This is a genomic window from Alicyclobacillus contaminans DSM 17975, from assembly GCF_000429525.1.
GTDB lineage: Bacteria > Bacillota > Bacilli > Alicyclobacillales > Alicyclobacillaceae > Alicyclobacillus_A > Alicyclobacillus_A contaminans.
Genome location: NZ_AUCA01000050.1, coordinates 1 through 18514 on the forward strand (window position 1 = coordinate 1; position 18514 = coordinate 18514).

Genomic DNA, 18514 nt, shown 5'->3' on the forward strand with positions numbered 1-18514 from the left:
AGCCCGTCCACCAGTCAGGAACGCTTCACGCCACCTGTAATACAGACTCTGGGCCACGCCATGCCGCCGACATACCTCGCTGATATTCGCACCGGGCATCATGCCCTCGAGCACGATGTTCATCTTCTCGTCCACTGTCCACTTACGTCCCGGCATCATAAACACCTCTACTTCATCTTAACCCATCCCTTCTGTCTGGGTTGACTCTGGGGCCAGTATACCAATCACTCCAGCCGTCTGGTGAATGATTCTCAGGAGCCTTATCACAGCACCACCTCTTAGACTTGGGTAACAATCCACGGTTACTCTGCTCAGTATCCATTGCTTTATGCCCTAGCCCAATCCTATAGAAATAGGCACCTCTGTGAAAGCATGAACCACGGGAAAGTGTGACGAAACCTTTGCATCGGCGAGAACAATTTATGAACGCCAGAAATCTTACTGAATGATTGGAATGGTCTTCCGTTTCAATACAGGGCGGCGTTCCCGCTTCACGGTGCGGTGGCCAGCCGCCCCTCGGCCCCCTTGGAGCGACCGAGGTGCGACGTTGGCGGGAGGGGGGGCATCATGTTTCACGCCTCGTGCAGCATGAGCACGTGCACGGCGGCCGGGCCGTGAATGCCGATGGTTTGGTCGTTTTCAATGTCAGATGAACGACTCGGCCCGGTGATGAAGTGCACACTGGAAGCCATGCATGCGCGTTCCTTCGCGAGTTCTTCCAGTACTTCGCCCAGTCGTGTGAACACTTGGTTGGATTGGACGAGCGCCACGTGCACCGTCGGCAGCACACTCACGGATCTGCCCCGCCACGGGTCGCTTTTCATGACGAGGGTGCCTGTGTCTGCCACGGCGTACGCACAGCCTGTGATGCCCACATCCACCTGCTCAAAGGCCGCCAATGCACCTTCTCTCCAGCCGATGGTGTCGTAGGGGGCCAGCACGTCGTCCAGTTCGAATGCCGCCAACGCGTTTCCGCCCCATGTTCCAACGCGCCGCGGTTGCAGAGTGCTTAACAGGTCAGCGAGGCCGGCTTTCAGCGACGAGAGGTGATTGTACACCGTCACCTGCCCGCCCAATTTCTCAAGCTCCTGCTGAAATCGCTCAATCCGCTCCGGCAGCGGAAGCTCACGGACGCTCCAGAAGTCAGGCGCACCAACCACACTGCGAGGCGGTATCGCTGTCAACGGTTGCGGTCTACCGAGTTTGCGCGCGATGTTTGCGAGAAAGTCCGACTCATTCAAGGTGTTCGCCCTCCGTCCGTGTTATCTCCGCCCCGTTTCAGTTCGTTCGACAATGTCTGCCAGCGCTCGCGAAAGCTGCGTTCGGCCAGGGCGGGCGCGGATCGGCTCTTTGTCCAGCCGGCCAGAGGCCCGAGGGTGGATTCGATGTGCCCACTGCGGACGAGCGGCTTCTGGGCCCACTTTCCCACCGAGAGTGCCAGGCGGTAGCGGCCCGGTTTGGAGAAGATGGTTCGGTATCCTCTGAACGCCCAACGCTCCGACGGTTTGGCCATCCCGGATCGGACGCTGCGGTGGCGCAGGTACACGAGCATATCGTGCAGCGGAATTTTGACCGGACAGGCTTCCGAACAGGCACCGCAGAGGCTGGATGCAAACGGCAAGTCCTGGTACTCCGGACCCTGATGCAGCAAGGGGGTCAAAACAGCGCCAATCGGGCCAGGATACACCGATCCGTAAGCGTGTCCCCCCACCTGTCGATAGACGGGGCAAACGTTCAGACACGCGCCGCAGCGAATGCAGTGGAGGACATCTTGAAACTGCGGATGGCCAAGTTGTTGGGACCGGCCGTTGTCCAGGATGACAATGTGCAGTTCTTTTGCGCCATCGCCTTCATCCGTTCGGCGCGGACCGGTGATGAGCGACATGTATGTGGTCAGCTTCTGTCCGGTGGCGCTCCGCGGCAGCAGGTTGGCCATCACCTCGAGGTCGGCGAAACTCGGGAGCACGCGCTCCATGCCCATCATCACAATGTGGGTCCGCGGCAGATTGGTCACCATGTCGGCGTTGCCTTCGTTGGTGAACAGGACGACCGTACCGGATTCGGCGATGCCGAAATTGCAGCCGGTAATCCCGATGTCCGCCTCCATGAACTTTTTGCGCAGCTGTTGGCGCGCGAAGCCGGCCAGCACCTTCGTCTCCGTGGTGAGATCGCGGCCTCCGGCTGCTGTGAACAGATCGCGAATCTGTGCACGATTCTTGTGGATGGCCGGAATGATGATGTGGGATGGCGCTTCCTTGGCGAGTTGAATGATGTACTCTCCGAGGTCGGTTTCCACCACTTCCATCCCGGCTTGCTCCAGTCGCTGGTTGATGTGCACCTCTTCGGACACCATGGACTTCGATTTGACGATGCTTCGCGCCTGTTTGCGCTGGGCGATGTTGAGCACAATGCGGCAAGCCTCTTCGGCGTCTGCGGCAAAGTGCACCTGTCCGCCCGCGGCTCGGACGTTATCGGCGAACTGCTTCAGGTAGTAATCGAGGTGGCTCACGGTGTGGGCGCGAATCTGTCGCCCCCGCTCCCGCCACGCCTCCTACGCTCCGAATTCGTCGGTGGTGGCCTGTTTCTTGGTCCGGAGTCTATCGGCCGTGAACCGCACGGCAGCCCTCAGAAACTCATCCTTCAGGGCGAGGCGGGCTCTGTCCAGAAGCGTTTCCGTCGATGGCGTGCCAGCAGTGTGAGTCATTGCGCCACCACCTTTCCTCGTTTCGCCACCTGCATGCCTTCGTACAGCAGTTCGGCCAGATGCATCACCCGCACGGGATGGCCCTGTCGATGCAATCGTCCGCCGATGTTCATCAGGCATCCCATGTCCGTCCCAACCAGCACTTCTGCGCCCGTTTCGAGCACGTGTTCCATCTTTTCTGTCACCATCGCGGCGGATATGTCGCTCATCTTGACGGCGAATGTGCCGCCGAATCCGCAGCAGTCGCTGGCGAAGGGGAGCGGCACCAGTTCCAGATCCCGGACCTGTCGCATCAACTGCAGCGGTTCGTCGCGTACGCCGAGCAGGCGCGCGCCGTGGCAGGACGGGTGGTACGTGACCCGGTGCGGAAACCGCGCGCCCACGTCGTGCACTTTCAGCACGTGGATGAGAAACTGCGAGAATTCGAAGGTTTTCTCCGTCAATCGCTGAGCCTTGGCGAGCAGGGCGGGGTGATGTTGAAACAAGGTTGGGTAGTAGTGATGAATCATGCCCGCGCACGATCCGGACGGGGTGACCACGTAGTCCGCGTCATCGAACGCTCGGAGCAGCGTGGCGGCCACGTCGCGCGCCTCTGCTGCGTAGCCGCTGTTGAACGCGGGTTGACCACAGCACGTCTGTTCCGGCGAAAATTCCACGTCCACACCCAACTCGTGCAGAATGCGCACCATGGCCTCCCCGACGTTTGGGAAGAAGTTGTCCACAAGACAAGTGACAAAGAGGGAAACCTTCATTTCCGACACCTCCTGTTCGGGTCTTTCCGGCGACCGTGAGCACAAGTCCGTGCAAGCGAATGGTGGATGCGGACGGGGCGGTTATGGAGCGTTCAACTGCAGCGTCTCCTCCACGTGTCTGAGGTGTTCCCGCATCGCCTGTTCCGCCGCGTCCGCACGTTTGTCCACCACGGCCTGGAGAATGCGTTCGTGCTGTTGCAAAAGCGTTTCCGGCTCCCCTTCGATTTGGTAGAGAGCCTGTCGGCTGGCGAGAAGCGACGATTGAATCTGCTCGCCGATGGCGTCCATGAGCGACACCAAGAAGGGATTCTTCGCCGCCTGGGCGATACCGTAATGAAATGCCCAATCCGCCTGCTCCCCAACGCTGAACGAAGTCAGTTCGGCACGCATGCGGTGGACAATCGACCACAGTTCGTCCAGGTCTCCGGGTGTGCGACGATGCGCGGCGAGGCGGGCGGTGCCCGTCTCGACAATCAAGCGCAGTTCGAGCAGTGACCGAATGTCGTCGCGGCGGATGAGCGGCGTTTTCGCCACGAATTGCGTGACCTCGTCGGGATTGAACGAGTTCACGAACGTGCCTTCACCCTGGCGCATGGTCACAATGCGCATGGCCTGCAGCGCGCTCAACGCTTCTCGGATGGCCGACGTGCTGACGGACATCTGTTCACTCAACTGGCGTACTGACGGAAGCTTGCTGCCGGGCGGAAAGACGCCGTTGAAGATGTGGTCTTTCAGTTGTTGGGCCACCGCTTCGTAGGTCTTGCTGGAACGCACCGGTTGCAGTGCCAATGGCCGTCCTCCCTTCGAGAACCTCCGAATGCTGCTGATGATATGGTCATCAGATCAGTGAGTTACTATATCATTCTGACAACGAAGTTGACAACGTCACTCGGAGAAAAAACAGGATGAACATGGTTCGGGGCATCTGTGGATTTGTTCGGCCGACCACGCTGGTCCCTTGTCTAGGAGGGATATCCGCCTTAGACAAAGTCTCCGCTTCCTCATAGCGTATGTAGACGGCCCGCGTACGGACGTCTAAGAGGATGGGGGAGGTCACACGAATGTTCAGTTTGGGTGCTGCGGAGTTGGCGCGGTTCTTGTTCGGCATGGTCGTCCTGTTGGCGGCAGCCAATCTGCTCGGCTACATCGCGGAGAGGTTGACAGTTCCGCGCGTCATCGGAGAAGTGGCGGGTGGGTTGGTGCTCGGCCCGACGGTGATGGGAACGTGGTTCCCCGGGGCGTTTCACTGGCTGTATCAGGGATTTCCAGCCGAGGGGAGTCTGTTCGGCCTCATTTATCAGTTCGGGATCATCTTCTTGCTGTACACGGCGGGCATGAAGTTTCAGGCGAGATTCGCTAAATCCGACGTGAAAACCGGGGTTGCCATCATCGTGGGATCCACGGTGATTCCCTTTCTGGTCGGTTGGCTGTCCACGTATCTGTTCGACCCGACGCAGTTCCTCGGTCCGAAGGACAACATTCTGGCGCTGAAGATTGTGGTCGCCATTTCGATTGCCGTAACGTCCATTCCTGTGATTTCAAAAATATTTTCCGACCTTGGGATCATGCACTCTCGGTTCGCCAAGATCATCGTGGCGGTGGCGGGCGTGCACGACCTCATCCTGTGGGTGGCGCTTGCCATTGCCGCCGGCTTGGTCTCGTCTCGCAGCGGCCATGTCAACGCCTGGATGGTGTCGCAGAGTCTCGTGGTCACGCTGGCGTTCCTGGTGGTCTGCATCGTAATTCTTCCTTGGCTGCTGCGAAAGATCACGTCCAAACGCGCCAATTTTCTGTTTCGAGCCTCCTTTCTCGGCTACTTCTTGGTCATCCTGTTCGCGCTCTCGGACATTGCCGGTTACCTGCAGGTGGATGTGATGTATGGTGCTCTGTTGGCCGGCGTGGCCACAAGGTTCAGCTTGCCTGAACCTCTATTCAAAAGGCTGGAGCAGGGCGTTCAGGGCATGGCGTTTTCGTTTTTCATCCCGCTGTACTTTGCGCTGGTGGGCATGAATTTGAATCTGGCCAAGCAATTTGACGCGGGATTCTTTGTGCTGTACCTCATCTTTGCCACCATCGTCCAGGCGGCTGTGGTCTACGGCACGTGTCGCTTCATTCGCGCCGACAAGCTCACCAGTCTCAACTTCGCCGCCGCCATGAACGCGCGGGGAGGTCCGGGAATTGTCCTCTCCTCCACGGCCTATTCTCTCGGAATTATCAACCAGAACTTCTTTGCGATTTTGGTCATGCTGGCGTTGGTCACGTCTTGGATGGCCGGATGGTGGTTGCGCTACGTCCTCTACAGCGGAAAGCGGTTGATGCCGGGGGATGAGGAATTGGTGATTCAGAGAGTGAATGAGGAGGTATCGTTTGATATCGCGGCGAATCTGAAATAAAGATGGAAAAAAGGTTTGTCCAAGAATCGGAGCGGGGCGTCCAGCTCTCGATACATACGGGGCTTGCGCCGCCGCTCGCCGATCCATCCCGGAAAGACAGCAAAAGACAGCCATCGAGGCGCCGGAAGCGCATGTCGCCGTGCGGTTCTACGGTGGTAATTGTAAGAAATAAACAGGAATATATTTGAAGTTGCAGACCTGGATATAGTCCAAATGGACTAATTGAAACCGTCCGTTATGCTCTGTGACCAATCTGACGAAATTTGGATGATAGGGGTAGCGCGGAGGATGCCGCAACGGTTTCCAGATGCATCGGCGCATGGTTGTGGGCGGGGGGATTGACGTGGCCGGCGTGGCGAGTTCCATCATGCACTCCGTATGGATCTCTCTCGGCATTATCAGCGTGTTCGAATTTCTCAATATGAGAGAACAGGCCCTGCAGTCGTCGTGGAGTCCGGTGTTTGATTTGCTGTATGACTGGATTCCGATGGGGTTTCTCGTGCTCTGGATTGAGGTGATGGACGGCGTCGGCGTCGTGGTGCTGCCGTTGTACATCCTGTTGCTCACCTCGCTGCACCGGCGCCGACAGTGGTACCGGCTCGTGAATCTGCTGGTTCTGTGGGTCCTGCAGGTGGAACTGATTGTCATATGGCATCGGGATCCATTGGATGTCATGAGCCTTGCCTGCTGCGGCGTCAGCCTGCTTGCTATTCTCTGGAGTCCATTGCGGGACAAGCCCGGCTGGGGGTACCTGGCCGTGGTCGCCATCGGCGCGGTGAATTGGGTGCTGGCGCCGGGCGTACAACGGTTGTCCACGTTGGCCGAAATCATCGTGGTTTCTGCGGTGTTCCTGCTGTACGTTCACGACGCACGGCTGCGGTACAAAATCCGCGAAGAGAGCGAACGAGACCCGCTCACCGGACTGCTCAATCGCAGAGGTGGGGAAATCTGGCTGCAGAAGCACCGCGGGGCGGAAGGCGTCGCCGTACTGGTGGACCTGGACGACTTCAAGTTCATCAATGATTCGTTTGGACATGACGCCGGGGACCTCGTGCTGCAGGAGACCGCGCGCCGCTTCCGAGCCTGCGCGTCGCCGGAAACCGCGGCAGTCCGCTGGGGGGGAGACGAGTTCCTGCTGCTCATCCCACAGCCTTGGACGCCGTCTTTGAAGCTGGCCATAGAGCGCTTGTTCGATGCCATTTCGGGCACGCCCGTCGAGGTGCACAATGAGCCGCTGATGGTTCGGTGCAGCATGGGGGTGGGGTACGGCATGGTCAACGACGAGTTGATCACCGAAGCGGACAGAGCCCTGCTGCGCGCCAAACAGGTGGGCAAAGATCGAATTGGTTGGCCGGACGCGCTGGAAGCGTTTAAGAGCGTCTGGTCGGAAGCCAGCGTGTACGGTTTTTCGCGCGCGTTCAACCACCTCACGCGCAACAGCGCGGTGCCCTGCCTCGCCACGGATGCGAATTACGTCATTGTCGACGTGAATCCGGCGTTTGAACAGCTCAGCGGTTATTCGCGCCGCGAATTGATAGGGAACAAGCCGAGCCAACTGGCGGCGGGGGAATTCAACCGCAGCAAATATCAGGAGATTCGGAATGCGTTGGAGACCGACGGATGCTGGGAAGGGCAGCTGTGCAATCAACGTCCGGACGGCTCCGTCTGGTGGGAAGACCTGACGATGTCGGCCATCCGGGTCGGCGAGAAGGTGGTGGGATACTGGGCCATCGCGCGCGAGGTGCAGGCGCCAAGGGTGCCAGCGGCGCTGCGGCTGATGTCGTTTGCGGAGCGGTACGGGCTGCCGGCTTTCGTCAGCGACGCCCACCAGCGCATTCAGCGAGTGAACGGAGCGTTCGCCACGATGTACGGGAAACAGGTTCGCAACCTTGTGGGTAAACCCGTGATGGAGGCCAGATCACCGATGATGAATCGAGCGAAGTTCGAGGAGATGGAACGGGATCTGCAAGAACTCGGGATCTGGTTGGGCGTGACGACCAACCAGCGACTCCCTGGCAGTGAGGTGGTTCCGGTGGTCAGTGGTGTTGTCCGGTCGCAGACAGACGGCGAGGGATCGGAGGAGGAAACAGTCGAGATTCAGGTCCCCCTCACGCGAATCATCGAGGAGTGGGAGAACATCACGGGCAAATCCCGCTCGATGGAGGCCATCTTTCTGCGCGCGCTGGCCAGAGTGGCGGAATGGGGGGATCCGGACCTGCAGGCGCATGTGCTCCGCGTCAGCAACTACGCGCGGTGGCTGGCGACGCGTTTGGCGGAGCGAAATTTGCTGCACTTGCACGACGTGGAGACCATCGCGGTGGCCAGTGTGACCCACGACATCGGCAAGGTGGCCATCGCACGGGAGGTCCTGTTGAAGCCGCATCACCTGCAGCGCGAGGAGTACGGATACGTGAAAGCGCACGCGCTCATCGGAGAGCAGATTTTGCAGTCGGTCCTAGAAAACCTTCCGAACTTCTACGAATATTCCCGCGCGCTGGTCGACTGCGCCCGTGTGATTGCCGGCACGCACCACGAGTGGTGGGACGGCAGCGGTTATCCGCGCGGGCTGTTAGGGGAAGCGATTCCACTGCCAGGGCGCATTGTGGCCGTTGCGGATGTGCTGGACGCGCTGCTCAGCCGCAGGCCATACAAAGATCCGTGGAGCAAGGAGCGGGTGAGAGCCTACATGCAGGAACATCGTGGCACTCAGTTCGATCCGCAGATCATCGATGTGCTGCTGGCCGAATGGGACTCCCTTCCGGATCCGAAGGACAGCATCTCCGCCACATTGGCGTCAAAGGAGGGGCAAATCGTTGAAATCTAAGCGCGATGTACGTACAGGCAAGACGTTGGGCGTTCCGTTCATTCGCCAGGTGCGAGGCGAGGTGACCGTGTATTGGGTCGGCGCTTCTACAGGAGCCATCGTCGCCGACCTGATGTTGTTGGGGCTGGCAGCGCGGATTCACAGCGCGCTTCTGGAATGGTCTCTCATCTCCGTGATCCTGCTGATTGTGGTGCTGGCCGCCTTGATTCAGCTTCGGCTGCGGGTGCTGTTTCGCCCCATCTCGTACCTCTACGACGAAATGCTGCGGCTTCGAGAGGGAGACTTTGCAGAGCGGGATCTGTCCATTCGCGGTCAGTCGGATTTGGACAAGGTGGCGGCGGCTCTCGTCGTGGCGAAGCAGAGCATCCGCGATGTGCTGCAAACCATGAAGCGCACAGCCGACAGCTTGACCGAATCGGCGGAATCGTTGACGGAAGGCGCCCGACAAACGAGTCAGGCTTCGGAGCAGAACGCCGAGATGATGATGGTGGTCACACACGTGGTTGAACAGCAGACCAAGTTGACGCGCGAGACAGAACAAGCCATTCGCATTTCGGAGAAGAGCGCGGCGCACATTCTTCAGTTGAGCCATGATTTGCAGGAGTTGGCCGGGCATATCGGCGTGCAGACGGAACAGGGCCGGGAGAACGTGCATCTCGCCAACGACAGAATGCGCCACATCACCACGCTGGTGGACGACCTGACCAATCGGTCCGCCCTGATGCAGGAAGGGGCGCAGCGAGTGGTGGACACCATGGGCACCATTCGCGAAGTGGCGGAACAGACCACGCTGTTGGCGTTGAACGCAGCCATTGAAGCTGCCCGTGCCGGTGAAGAAGGGCGAGGGTTTGCGGTGGTGGCGGACGAAGTGCGCAAATTGGCGGACATGGTGAAACGCGCTTCGTCTCAAATCCAGGAAGTCGTGCTGCTCATGTTGGAGAGATCCGTGGCGAACCAGGAGGCCACCCAAAACGTGGCGGAAGCGGTGGCTGTGGGGGCCTCGGCGGTGGACAACGCCACCCGCGTGTTTCTCACCATCGCGGATGACGTGAATCGGCAGCAGAACCTCGTTGAACGAGTGGCCGAAGCAGCGGAGGACATCAGCAAGCAGACGAATGTGGTCACTGTCGAGATTCAGAAGCTGGTAGAAGGTGCCCAGGAGCAATCCAGAGCGGTGGAGAGCGTGGCGGCGGCCAGCGAGGAGCAGCTCGCGATGATGGAAGAGGTGGCCGCCAGTTCGGCTGCGGTTCGCGACTTTGCGCAGGAACTCCACGCGTGTGCGGATCAATTCACGTGGTGAATGGATGGACTGGCGTCTGCGGGGGCGGTCGATGGCGGCAGTGTTGTGAGCGGCAAGGAAATCGATGAATCCTACGGGGTATTGAACCAACGCTCAATACCCCGTTTTGTCATGCGTGCGGTTGACACCGCATGGAGTCGGCTTCTATTCGGTGGTGCGGCGCTGCTTCGGCCAATACGGGCATGAACAAGAAGGCGTCGACACATGATTTACGGACGATTCGGAATATGATTCAATGATAGACAAGTGAGACGTTTCCATACGGTGTAGACGGGCTGGAGGGATGACCGTGGGATTTGACTTTGACGCCGCACTGAACCGAAGGAACACCAACGCCGCAAAGTGGGACGTCATGGAAGCCCTGTTTGGCCGTGCTGATCTGGTACCCATGTGGGTGGCCGACATGGATTTCCTGTCTCCGCCGGCCGTTCGGGAAGCGCTCTGCGAGCGCGCCCAACACGGCGTTTACGGGTATCCGGTTCGCCCTGCCGGCTACCACACGGCCATCAGCCGTTGGTTTGGGACGCGCCATGCATGGCCCATCCAACCGGATTGGATTGTGGACATCCCCGGCGTTATCACCGGGATTTCCATGTTGATTGAGACATTCACGCAGCCCGGCGATGGCATCATCATTCAGCCGCCCGTGTACCATCCGTTTCGGAAACTGATACAGCGCAGTGGCCGGCGAGTTGTGGAAAATCCGCTGCTGTGGTCCGGAGACGGGTACACGATGGATTTGCAGGATCTGCGCAACAAGGCGGCACAAGGGGCAAAGATGCTGATTTTGTGCAGCCCGCACAATCCGGTCGGCAGAGTCTGGTCGAAACACGAGCTGACGGTGCTGGGTAAGATTTGCGAAACGTACAATCTCGTGGTCGTGTCCGATGAAATCCACTGCGACTTGGTGTATCGCCCGCATCGGCACATACCTTTCGCGTCCCTGGGCGATTCGTTTGCGCGTCAGTCGGTCGTCTGTACGGCGCCGAGCAAGACGTTCAACCTGGCCGGGATGAAGGCGGCGGCACTCGTGGTGTCAGACCCCGACAAGCGCGAGCGGATTCAGGCCACGCTGAAGCGTTTTGGGCTCGACAGCATCAACGTGTTCGGGTGGACGGCGGCGGAAGCCGCGTACCGAACCGGTGCGGAGTGGTTGGACGCGCTGCTTGAGTACCTGCAAGGTAATCTCAACTTCTTGCTCGACTACGTTTCCGCGCACATTCGTGACCTCCGGGTGGTGAAACCGGAAGGCACCTATCTGGTGTGGATGGATTGTCGAGACCTCGGGATGAACGCGAAGGCATTGCAGCGGTTCATGCGAGAGGAAGCAAAACTTGCGATTGAAGACGGTTACATTTTCGGGACGGGAGGAGACGGATTCATCCGTATGAACATCGCCTGCCCGAGGACGCAGCTCACCACCGCCCTGTTTCAGCTGGAGCACGCGGTCACGGGGCTCAAGATGAGAAAATGACGCGGTCGGCATGAAAAAAGGGCAGTCCCCATCCTGAGGGAGGGGCCACCCGTTTCCGGACGGATCATCGAATGCTCGATAGCAGAATTTGCACCGGAGCCGGCTTATTCAGTTCGCCTGTGGTTGTGGTTTCGGTCTATCGGTGGGGATGAGCAAGCTGATGAGCCCGCCGAGCAATGGCAGCACCGACAGCACTGTGAACACGAGCGGAACGCCGAACACGTCCGAAAGCCCGCCCATAAACGTGGCGCCGATGCCGCCAGCGCCGACGCCAAAGCCGATGGACAGTCCCGATGCCATGGCGATGTTCCGGGGCAGCAAACGTTGCATGTAGACCACGGAAACCGCGAACGAGGCCAGCACGCTGAACCCAAACAACAGCAGGTCGACTAGTGCCAGCACGCCATGCACGTAAGGCAGCAGCAGTGCGAACGGCGTGGCTATGAACATCGATCCTACGAGCAGCCGCTTCATGCCAATCCTATCAGACCAAACGCCGCCCAAGAAGGTGCCGAGTGCCCCGGCGCCGACGAACACGAAGTTGAGCCATTCCGACGTGGAGAGGGATTGGTGCATGTAAAAGGGCAGAAAGACCACCACGCCAACCTGGCACCAAGATCTCAGCACGATCACGCTGACGAGCGCGATGACCCCGGGAATATGATTTTCGCCGATGACTTGCTTGCGGACTGCGCTGGCTTCCTGCACTCGATGAGAGAGCCAGCCGAGGATGTTTCCCGTCAAAATCAGGGACAGCAGGGCCAACACGATGAACCATGCCAGACCGTGAATCCCCGTTCTCGACAGAAACAGCGGGATGAGCAGTGGACCGCAGGCCTGGCCAGCGTTCCCGCCTACCTGGAAAATGGCCTGCGCCAGTCCTTTCTTTCCACCCGACGCGAGGTGCGTTCCGCGCGAGGCTTCTGGGTGAAACGCGCCCGATCCGAATCCGGAGATGGCGACGCAGACGAGCAGCCACCCATAACTGTGGACAATGCCGGTGAGTCCGAGACCCAGACAGGAGAGAAACAGACCCACCATAAACAGCCATACGCGGGGCTTTCTGTCCGTAACGGCCCCAAAAATGGGCTGCATGATGGACGAGGTGAGATAGGACACGAGCACAATCATGCTGGACTGTGTGTAATTGAGATGAAACGCCTGCTTGTACAAAACGACCAGCGCGGGTACCAGTCCGGTGGTCATCAGGTCGTTGATAAAGTGTGCACTGCTGAACGTGAACACCGCGCGGCGAAAAATCGGCGCGGGCGCAGTGGAAACAGATGCTGTGCCGGACATCGATACACCTCCCAGATCTGGAATCAATCCAAGCATCAGTATACTCGTTTTGAGTGGCGAAGTGTGGGGAGCGGAAAAAAGGGGTTCCCGTCGGGGAATTCGCATCGTGGTGGTGCCCGCGATGCGAATTCGGGCGGAAAACCCAAACTCGAATCCATGTTATTTTGATGGAACGCGGTGGGATGACGCCTTTTCGGATGTGGACAGCTGCGCCATGGTGGCGAGCACGAGCGACGCCACCATCAATAAGAGACCGATGATTTGCCAGTAGGATGGATTGCCTTTGATGGTGAGCAGGAAGCCGATGATGAGGACAATGCCAACGCTGAACATCCACCTTGCGAACATCCGCCATACCTCCCCAACCTGCGTTACCGTGAACGTACCGCACTTTTCCACACAAGTAAAGGCCCAACGCGGTCGTTCTTGGCACCCAATTCGTAACAAAAATTCCGCTTCTTCCGTCTTAGTCATTGTATGGTTCTGCGCTGAAATCTACGCATGTTCGTCCGATGTAAAGGAGGAGTACGAGGTTGAGGTACACGCTTCCTGCCTGCATCGTTGCCGGCACAGCCATGTTGATTGCCATACTTCCGCCCTCGGTCGCCACGGCGGGTGCCGTCACCTTCACCATGCGGCACACGCGAATTGAACTGAATGCCAGCGTGCTCTCCGCACCGTCCGCATTCACGTATGCGGGAACGACCTACATGCCGTTGTACTACGTCGAGCAATTGCTCAACAAATTGAACGTGAAAAACCAATGGACCGGATCCGTGTGGAAGCTCACCACTTCGTTCGATTCACAGCCCACCTTTGTGCTCCAGACCCGCACGGGGGCTATGGCCATCACCATCAATGGCAAAACGTTCGCGGCGCACGTGGATAAACAGGTCGCGCGCGATCCCGCGAGCAACAGCAACACCACCTTTGTTCCCATCTGGTACATCCAGCAAACGCTGCAGTCCATGGGGTTGCAGAACACCTGGGATGGCACGACATGGAACGTGAAGGCGAACTACGAGGACGTCACCAAAACCGGGACGACACTGGGATGGTTCACGCAGCTGTCGGACGCGGAGCAAGCGCTGCTCGAATATCCGGGAGGAATGGTGAAAGATTTGAAAGGGCAGACGGTGTTCACGGAAGAGTCGTTCACGAATGTGGATCTGCGGTATCCCGCGCCGTCGAACATCAACGCGACATCGCTCAACGCGTACCTCACGCAGCATAACTCCATCATGGCCGGACTTGGGCAAACCTTCATGGATGCGCAGGCGCGGTACGGGGTGAACGCGAATTATCTGGTCTCGCATGCCCTCGAGGAGACGGGTAGCGACGGTAACGTGAGTGACATCGCCCTCAACAAAAACAATCTCTACGGATACGGTGCGTATGACAGCAACGCCTATCAGTACGCTGGCACGTTCCCCAGTCAGGCGTACGCCATCCTATTCCAGGCCTGGGAGGTACGGAGCAATTACCTGAATCCGGGAAGCTCTCATTACGTTTCGCCAACGCTGTCCGGTATGGCGAAAAACTACGCGTCGGATTCCGGATGGGCCGCGAAGGTCAATGACCTGATGGATCAACTGGCCATCGACGTGCACGACAATGTGACGAGCTACACCCAGTACTCGCCGAGCAACCAGCCAACGGTTCCGGCCGGATCGGAAACCGAGCCGGTGTACTATATGAACAGTGCAACCGCCACGGTGAAGGCGGATCCGTACTATGGGACATCCGTGCCCGTCTATGCGGACAGCGGTACAGGATACCAGCACATGTTTGCTCGGGAGCTGCAATCGGGGGCCCAGGGAGACGACGTGAAAACGCTGCAGCAGGCGCTCAACGCCGCTGAGTCCGTCAACCTCCAAGTTGACGGCATCTTTGGTTCGCAGACTGAGTCGGCGCTGAAAGCGTACCAGACGAGTCATGGGTTGGCGGCCACGGGTGTGTGTGATTTTCAACTGTGGAATAATCTACTCGGTCTATCGGATAATACAGGAACGGTGAGTGCAGGACAGACGGTCAACGTGGATCAGGTGGTTCAGGGCATGGCCGGAGACGTCGTGGTGGAATGGTATCACATTCCGAATGTGGGGTGGATCAACGCTGGCGATGTGACGTGGAACAATGTGTACCGGTTGACGGTCTCCAATCCGAAATCGGCAGCGGATGTGTCCGTGCCAGTATACAACGAGGCCGGACAGACGGTGGCCACGCTGCACGCCGGTGACGAGGTGGTCGCGGACAGCGGCAGCGCGGTCGGCGGGCAGATTGCGATTCGGTTTGCCAACCAGGATACCGGAGCGGCGATGTCCGGCTACATCCGTACATCCCAAGCCACGCTGACACAGGTGACGCATTGAGAATGACGCCATTGAGAAGTGTTGTGCAGACCTGTGGCGAAGGGCAGATGCACAAGCAAACGCAAGCCGCATCCCGTACAGTGGAGCGGGTGGGCTAATCCTGTGAAGTGAGGTCCATCGGCGTCGGAACGGACCGGTCAGGTTCATTCCGGCGCCTTGTTCATTGTTTGGAATGAGTGATTCCTTGAACGCCGGTCAAGGATTCGCGCGAAGTAGAAACGGGTATGATGAGATCCGTCGGAACGTTCGGCGGAGCGGATGATCCCGGTTCTAAACTGTTTGGAATGGAGCAGGTGGAGCATGTCGTCAAGCAAGACCAAGCGACACATCCCGTCGGTGTCAAACATCCCGTCGGAAGGCGGTGGCTGCGAAGCGGCACCCTCCGCGCGAATTTCACATGGCAGGTACTGGACGGCGTTCTTTTTGGTTCTGTCGTTCCTCGGTGTGGCGGTGTATTTGTATCTCGACCGCCACAATCAACTTTCGCACATGCTGCAGTCCCTCGGGGGCTTCGGGATTGTGTTGGCTGTGGTCCTGAAGACGGTGATCACAATCACACCGATTCCAAACGAGGCATTGCTGATCTTGTACATGAAGATTTACGGCGCGTGGTGGGGGGCGCTGTACGCTTGGATCGGCGGAGTGCTCAGTTCATTCCTGCTGTTTGCCATCGCCAGGCACTACGCCAAGCCGTTGCTGACCAAGCTCATGTCGCCGCCACGATTTGAGCAGATGAACGCATGGGTCGCGAAGCGAGGCCCCCTGGCCATTCTGGTGATTCGGCTGCTCCCAATCCCCGGTTACCTTTCGAGTTATATTGTCGGGACCATGCCATCGGTCGGACTGTGGACCTACATCTGGACGGAAGCCATATCCGTTGTCCCTTACTACCTTGGATCCGTTCTGATCTTCCTTGGCGTTGTAAAAAATCTCACGCGTTGGTTGTTCTTCGGCGGGTGTCTGATGGCTGTTGTCTGGGGCATTGGCTTCCTGGTGCAGCGCAGATTCAAAACCGAAATCCAGGCTTTGTCCACATCGCTTCGGCGTCGACGGGCGAGGTGAACCGCCGCGCAATCCGAGGTCCCGGGCGTTTGAAGATGACCCGCGCAACATGATGGACGCAGGGCTGCCCAATGGATGGTTCCCCCGTTGCAAGCACAACGTCTCATCACACTGGACAGTCGTATCGACGAATATCACTTCTGGTCATCTGCTCCACGTCTGCTGCTGATACCAGGTTATCCATTTTTCCTATTTCTCACGCCGCTGACGCTGCGTGATGGGTGTACGCTGATACTCGATGCGGAGCGGGCGCCACTGCCATATACAGCACACGACGAACTGCCCATCGGGCTCCGTGCGCCATTCCGTCGGCCGACTTTGAAGACTTGAGTGGCTGCCCTGTACCCCTAGGAGCGTGAGTATTCGATTTTCTCGTATAAAATACTCATGATACTGCATATCGCCGCTGCTTTTACTCAGCGTTTCGATGAACATGCAGTAAATTTGATTACTCGGACACGCTCCTAGACGAGTTCGATCCCGATAATGCCTTACAGGCAGATGCCGATATGCTCTCTCTAGAGGTTGCCAACTCGTGAAGTCTACGAAGGAATGCCTGAAGAATCTAGTATATTCATCTCGATTTATGACCGGTCGGGGATGATGCCGCCTAATGCTTTGTCATGTATACTATGATTGCCAATTTTTTCGGGGAAGGGTGAACAGATGAAGACAGGTGCAACAGTGATCACGGTTGCCACGGCAATGGTAGTCCTTGTTGGTGCAGGAACCGGTGTTGGCTACTATGCATGGCAACATCATCAAGAAGTCCTGAATATGGAGGCTGCCCAGGCCCGACAGGACTACAGAAATAATCTCCTGTTAACGGCGGCGGATTTGACGAAAGACGCAGAAGATGCCAATTCCGTGACAGACGAAATCAGTCAAATTTGGCATGATGCCATTTTTAATGATTTCGGCGTCGATGTCCATGGTACATATGCGTCCACCTTCGATGATGCTTTTCAAGATGAGAGTCAGTACCTTGAGAGTCAAGGGACATTGGATCGATTGACCTCAGAGGACACGCAAATCCAGGATCAAATCAGCAAATTGAATAGCCCCCCCAGTCGGTTTTGAAAAGGCTTATTCAGACCTTGCTTATCAGGCATATTCAGATATGCTTGATGAAGCAGAATCAGCCAGTGGTACGCTCGTGGAGTATAACAACCGTGTAAACGATGATCAAAGCAAGTTTTTATCAAACATCAAGATGGTCAGTCTGGATGCTCCTTCGAACTGATTGAATACTGAAGTCCGTCGTTGTGACGGACTTTTTTCATATGAATTCCGAACACCGAGCCAGTGCGCTTAATCTACTTCTGCTATGCACTTCGGTGAAGCCACTCCGCGCTTTCCTATGATGTTTGAGACTTGGTAGCAGTACATATTCTTGAGGGCGTACGGAGTCTGTCGGGGCTGCGGTGGGACGCGCCGGTAGGTGTCATGTTCGCGCTGGCCAGCCCGAGTCCGGCCAGGCCATAGTCGAGGGTCGGGAGACCAAAAATGGGACTCCGGAAACCCGAAATCCGTTTGGAGCAGGTGCAGGCGGCCACAACAATTGATCAAGTCAACGAGATCCACTGGTAAGAGTCAGAGACACCAACGCCGACAAGGCGTCTTCTTTATGCCCTTCGAAGGAGGTGAGGCCTGCCGCGGTGACGTTATTCCGCCAGTGCGACACCCTTTTGCCATAACTCAGGCCCGAGCATTGTATAAAGTTTCCCGGCCGCCCTTTTCAGGTAATGCTTTCTTTGATCGTGCCAGTAAAAGGCGCGTTCTAGTAGTTTCCTTCCCGTAGGATCGGAAGTTGTTACCTGGCGAAGTGCAGTGAGTGCTGTGTTGTCGTGTTTCCGGGTCTCAATAAAGCACTCCACGGTCATGAGCACCAAGAGTTCGTCTTCGTCGAATTGTGCAAGTCGATGCAGGTTGCCAGCTGCCGTATTACGGTGATAGCTCGTTTCGTAGTTCTCTCTGTGAACTTGTCTCAGAGCAGGCTGATCCTTGAACTGCGGCATAAAGGTCATTTGCGTCACGTACGAACAAAATACTTGCTCAGCATAGATGCTGCGTTCAACATCGCGCAGTACACTTTGCCATTGGCTCATTATCCCTATACTGGCCCCAGAGTCAACCCAGACAGAAGGGATGGGTTAAGATGAAGTAGAGGTGTTTATGATGCCGGGACGTAAGTGGACAGTGGACGAGAAGATGAACATCGTGCTCGAGGGCATGATGCCCGGTGCGAATATCAGCGAGGTATGTCGGCGGCATGGCGTGGCCCAGAGTCTGTATTACAGGTGGCGTGAAGCGTTCCTGACTGGTGGACGGGCT

General features: G+C 57.7%; 15 protein-coding genes and 1 pseudogene. 8 read left to right on the plus strand and 8 right to left on the minus strand.

Annotated features, from left to right (window positions below):
* The 5 genes and pseudogenes from G463_RS24085 to G463_RS0114900 form a co-directional block, all read right to left on the minus strand.
* Positions 1-159 (minus strand): transposase (locus G463_RS24085; protein ID WP_211227427.1); only part of this gene is annotated, 159 nt, incomplete at its 3' end.
* 413 nt (positions 160-572) lie between these two features.
* Positions 573-1241, minus strand: coding sequence for a LutC/YkgG family protein (locus G463_RS0114885; RefSeq protein ID WP_026975804.1), 669 nt, complete (start codon positions 1239-1241; stop codon positions 573-575).
* Positions 1238-2704, minus strand: a pseudogene (locus G463_RS20710) (LutB/LldF family L-lactate oxidation iron-sulfur protein). The gene G463_RS0114885 and the pseudogene G463_RS20710 overlap by 4 nt, the downstream one beginning before the upstream one ends.
* A complete protein-coding gene (locus G463_RS0114895; RefSeq protein WP_026975805.1) occupies positions 2701-3456 on the minus strand; it encodes a (Fe-S)-binding protein in 756 nt (251 codons plus the stop codon). The pseudogene G463_RS20710 and the gene G463_RS0114895 overlap by 4 nt, the downstream one beginning before the upstream one ends.
* Before the next feature lie 81 nt (positions 3457-3537).
* A complete protein-coding gene (locus tag G463_RS0114900) occupies positions 3538-4245 on the minus strand; it encodes a FadR/GntR family transcriptional regulator (RefSeq protein WP_026975806.1) in 708 nt (235 codons plus the stop codon).
* A 272-nt stretch (positions 4246-4517) separates the two neighbouring features.
* Between G463_RS0114900 and G463_RS20715 the strand changes: the two genes are divergently transcribed.
* From G463_RS20715 to G463_RS0114920, 4 genes are all read left to right on the plus strand, one after another.
* Positions 4518-5849 (plus strand): cation:proton antiporter, encoded by a 1332-nt coding sequence (locus G463_RS20715; RefSeq protein WP_035487509.1) that lies wholly within the window; start codon positions 4518-4520, stop codon positions 5847-5849.
* Positions 5850-6168: 319 nt separating this feature from the next.
* On the plus strand, positions 6169-8673 hold the full coding sequence (locus tag G463_RS21935; RefSeq protein ID WP_169725486.1) for a diguanylate cyclase domain-containing protein: 2505 nt from the start codon (positions 6169-6171) through the stop codon (positions 8671-8673).
* Positions 8663-9973, plus strand: coding sequence for a methyl-accepting chemotaxis protein (locus G463_RS0114915; RefSeq protein WP_245575917.1), 1311 nt, complete (start codon positions 8663-8665; stop codon positions 9971-9973). The genes G463_RS21935 and G463_RS0114915 overlap by 11 nt, the downstream gene beginning before the upstream one ends.
* A 283-nt stretch (positions 9974-10256) precedes the next feature.
* The gene (locus G463_RS0114920; protein WP_026975808.1) at positions 10257-11447 is read left to right on the plus strand and encodes a PatB family C-S lyase; all 1191 of its coding nucleotides are present in this window, start codon (positions 10257-10259) and stop codon (positions 11445-11447) included.
* A 108-nt stretch (positions 11448-11555) separates the two neighbouring features.
* Here the strand turns inward: G463_RS0114920 and G463_RS0114925 are convergent, their stop codons facing one another.
* Together G463_RS0114925 and G463_RS22980 are read right to left on the minus strand one after the other, a co-directional pair.
* Positions 11556-12746, minus strand: coding sequence for an MFS transporter (locus G463_RS0114925; protein WP_026975809.1), 1191 nt, complete (start codon positions 12744-12746; stop codon positions 11556-11558).
* 159 nt (positions 12747-12905) lie between these two features.
* Positions 12906-13094: a hypothetical protein gene (locus tag G463_RS22980; protein WP_026975810.1), complete on the minus strand. Its 189-nt coding sequence runs from the start codon at positions 13092-13094 to the stop codon at positions 12906-12908.
* Between the two features lie 185 nt (positions 13095-13279).
* Between G463_RS22980 and G463_RS21940 the strand changes: the two genes are divergently transcribed.
* The 3 genes from G463_RS21940 to G463_RS0114945 all read left to right on the plus strand — a co-directional run bounded on the left by G463_RS21940 (position 13280) and on the right by G463_RS0114945 (position 17260).
* On the plus strand, positions 13280-15118 hold the full coding sequence (locus tag G463_RS21940) for a peptidoglycan-binding protein (RefSeq protein ID WP_051322340.1): 1839 nt from the start codon (positions 13280-13282) through the stop codon (positions 15116-15118).
* Positions 15119-15418: 300 nt separating this feature from the next.
* Positions 15419-16180, plus strand: a complete 762-nt coding sequence (locus G463_RS20735; RefSeq protein WP_051322341.1) for a TVP38/TMEM64 family protein — start codon at positions 15419-15421, stop codon at positions 16178-16180.
* A 666-nt stretch (positions 16181-16846) separates the two neighbouring features.
* Complete coding sequence (locus G463_RS0114945) at positions 16847-17260, plus strand: hypothetical protein (RefSeq protein WP_026975811.1); 414 nt, start codon at positions 16847-16849, stop codon at positions 17258-17260.
* A 584-nt stretch (positions 17261-17844) separates the two neighbouring features.
* On the opposite strand, the gene G463_RS0114955 is transcribed toward G463_RS0114945, so the two are convergent.
* On the minus strand, positions 17845-18288 hold the full coding sequence (locus G463_RS0114955) for a hypothetical protein (protein ID WP_026975812.1): 444 nt from the start codon (positions 18286-18288) through the stop codon (positions 17845-17847).
* A 70-nt stretch (positions 18289-18358) separates the two neighbouring features.
* Between G463_RS0114955 and G463_RS24090 the strand changes: the two genes are divergently transcribed.
* A partial coding sequence (locus G463_RS24090; RefSeq protein ID WP_026975803.1) for a transposase occupies positions 18359-18514 on the plus strand: 156 nt, incomplete at its 3' end.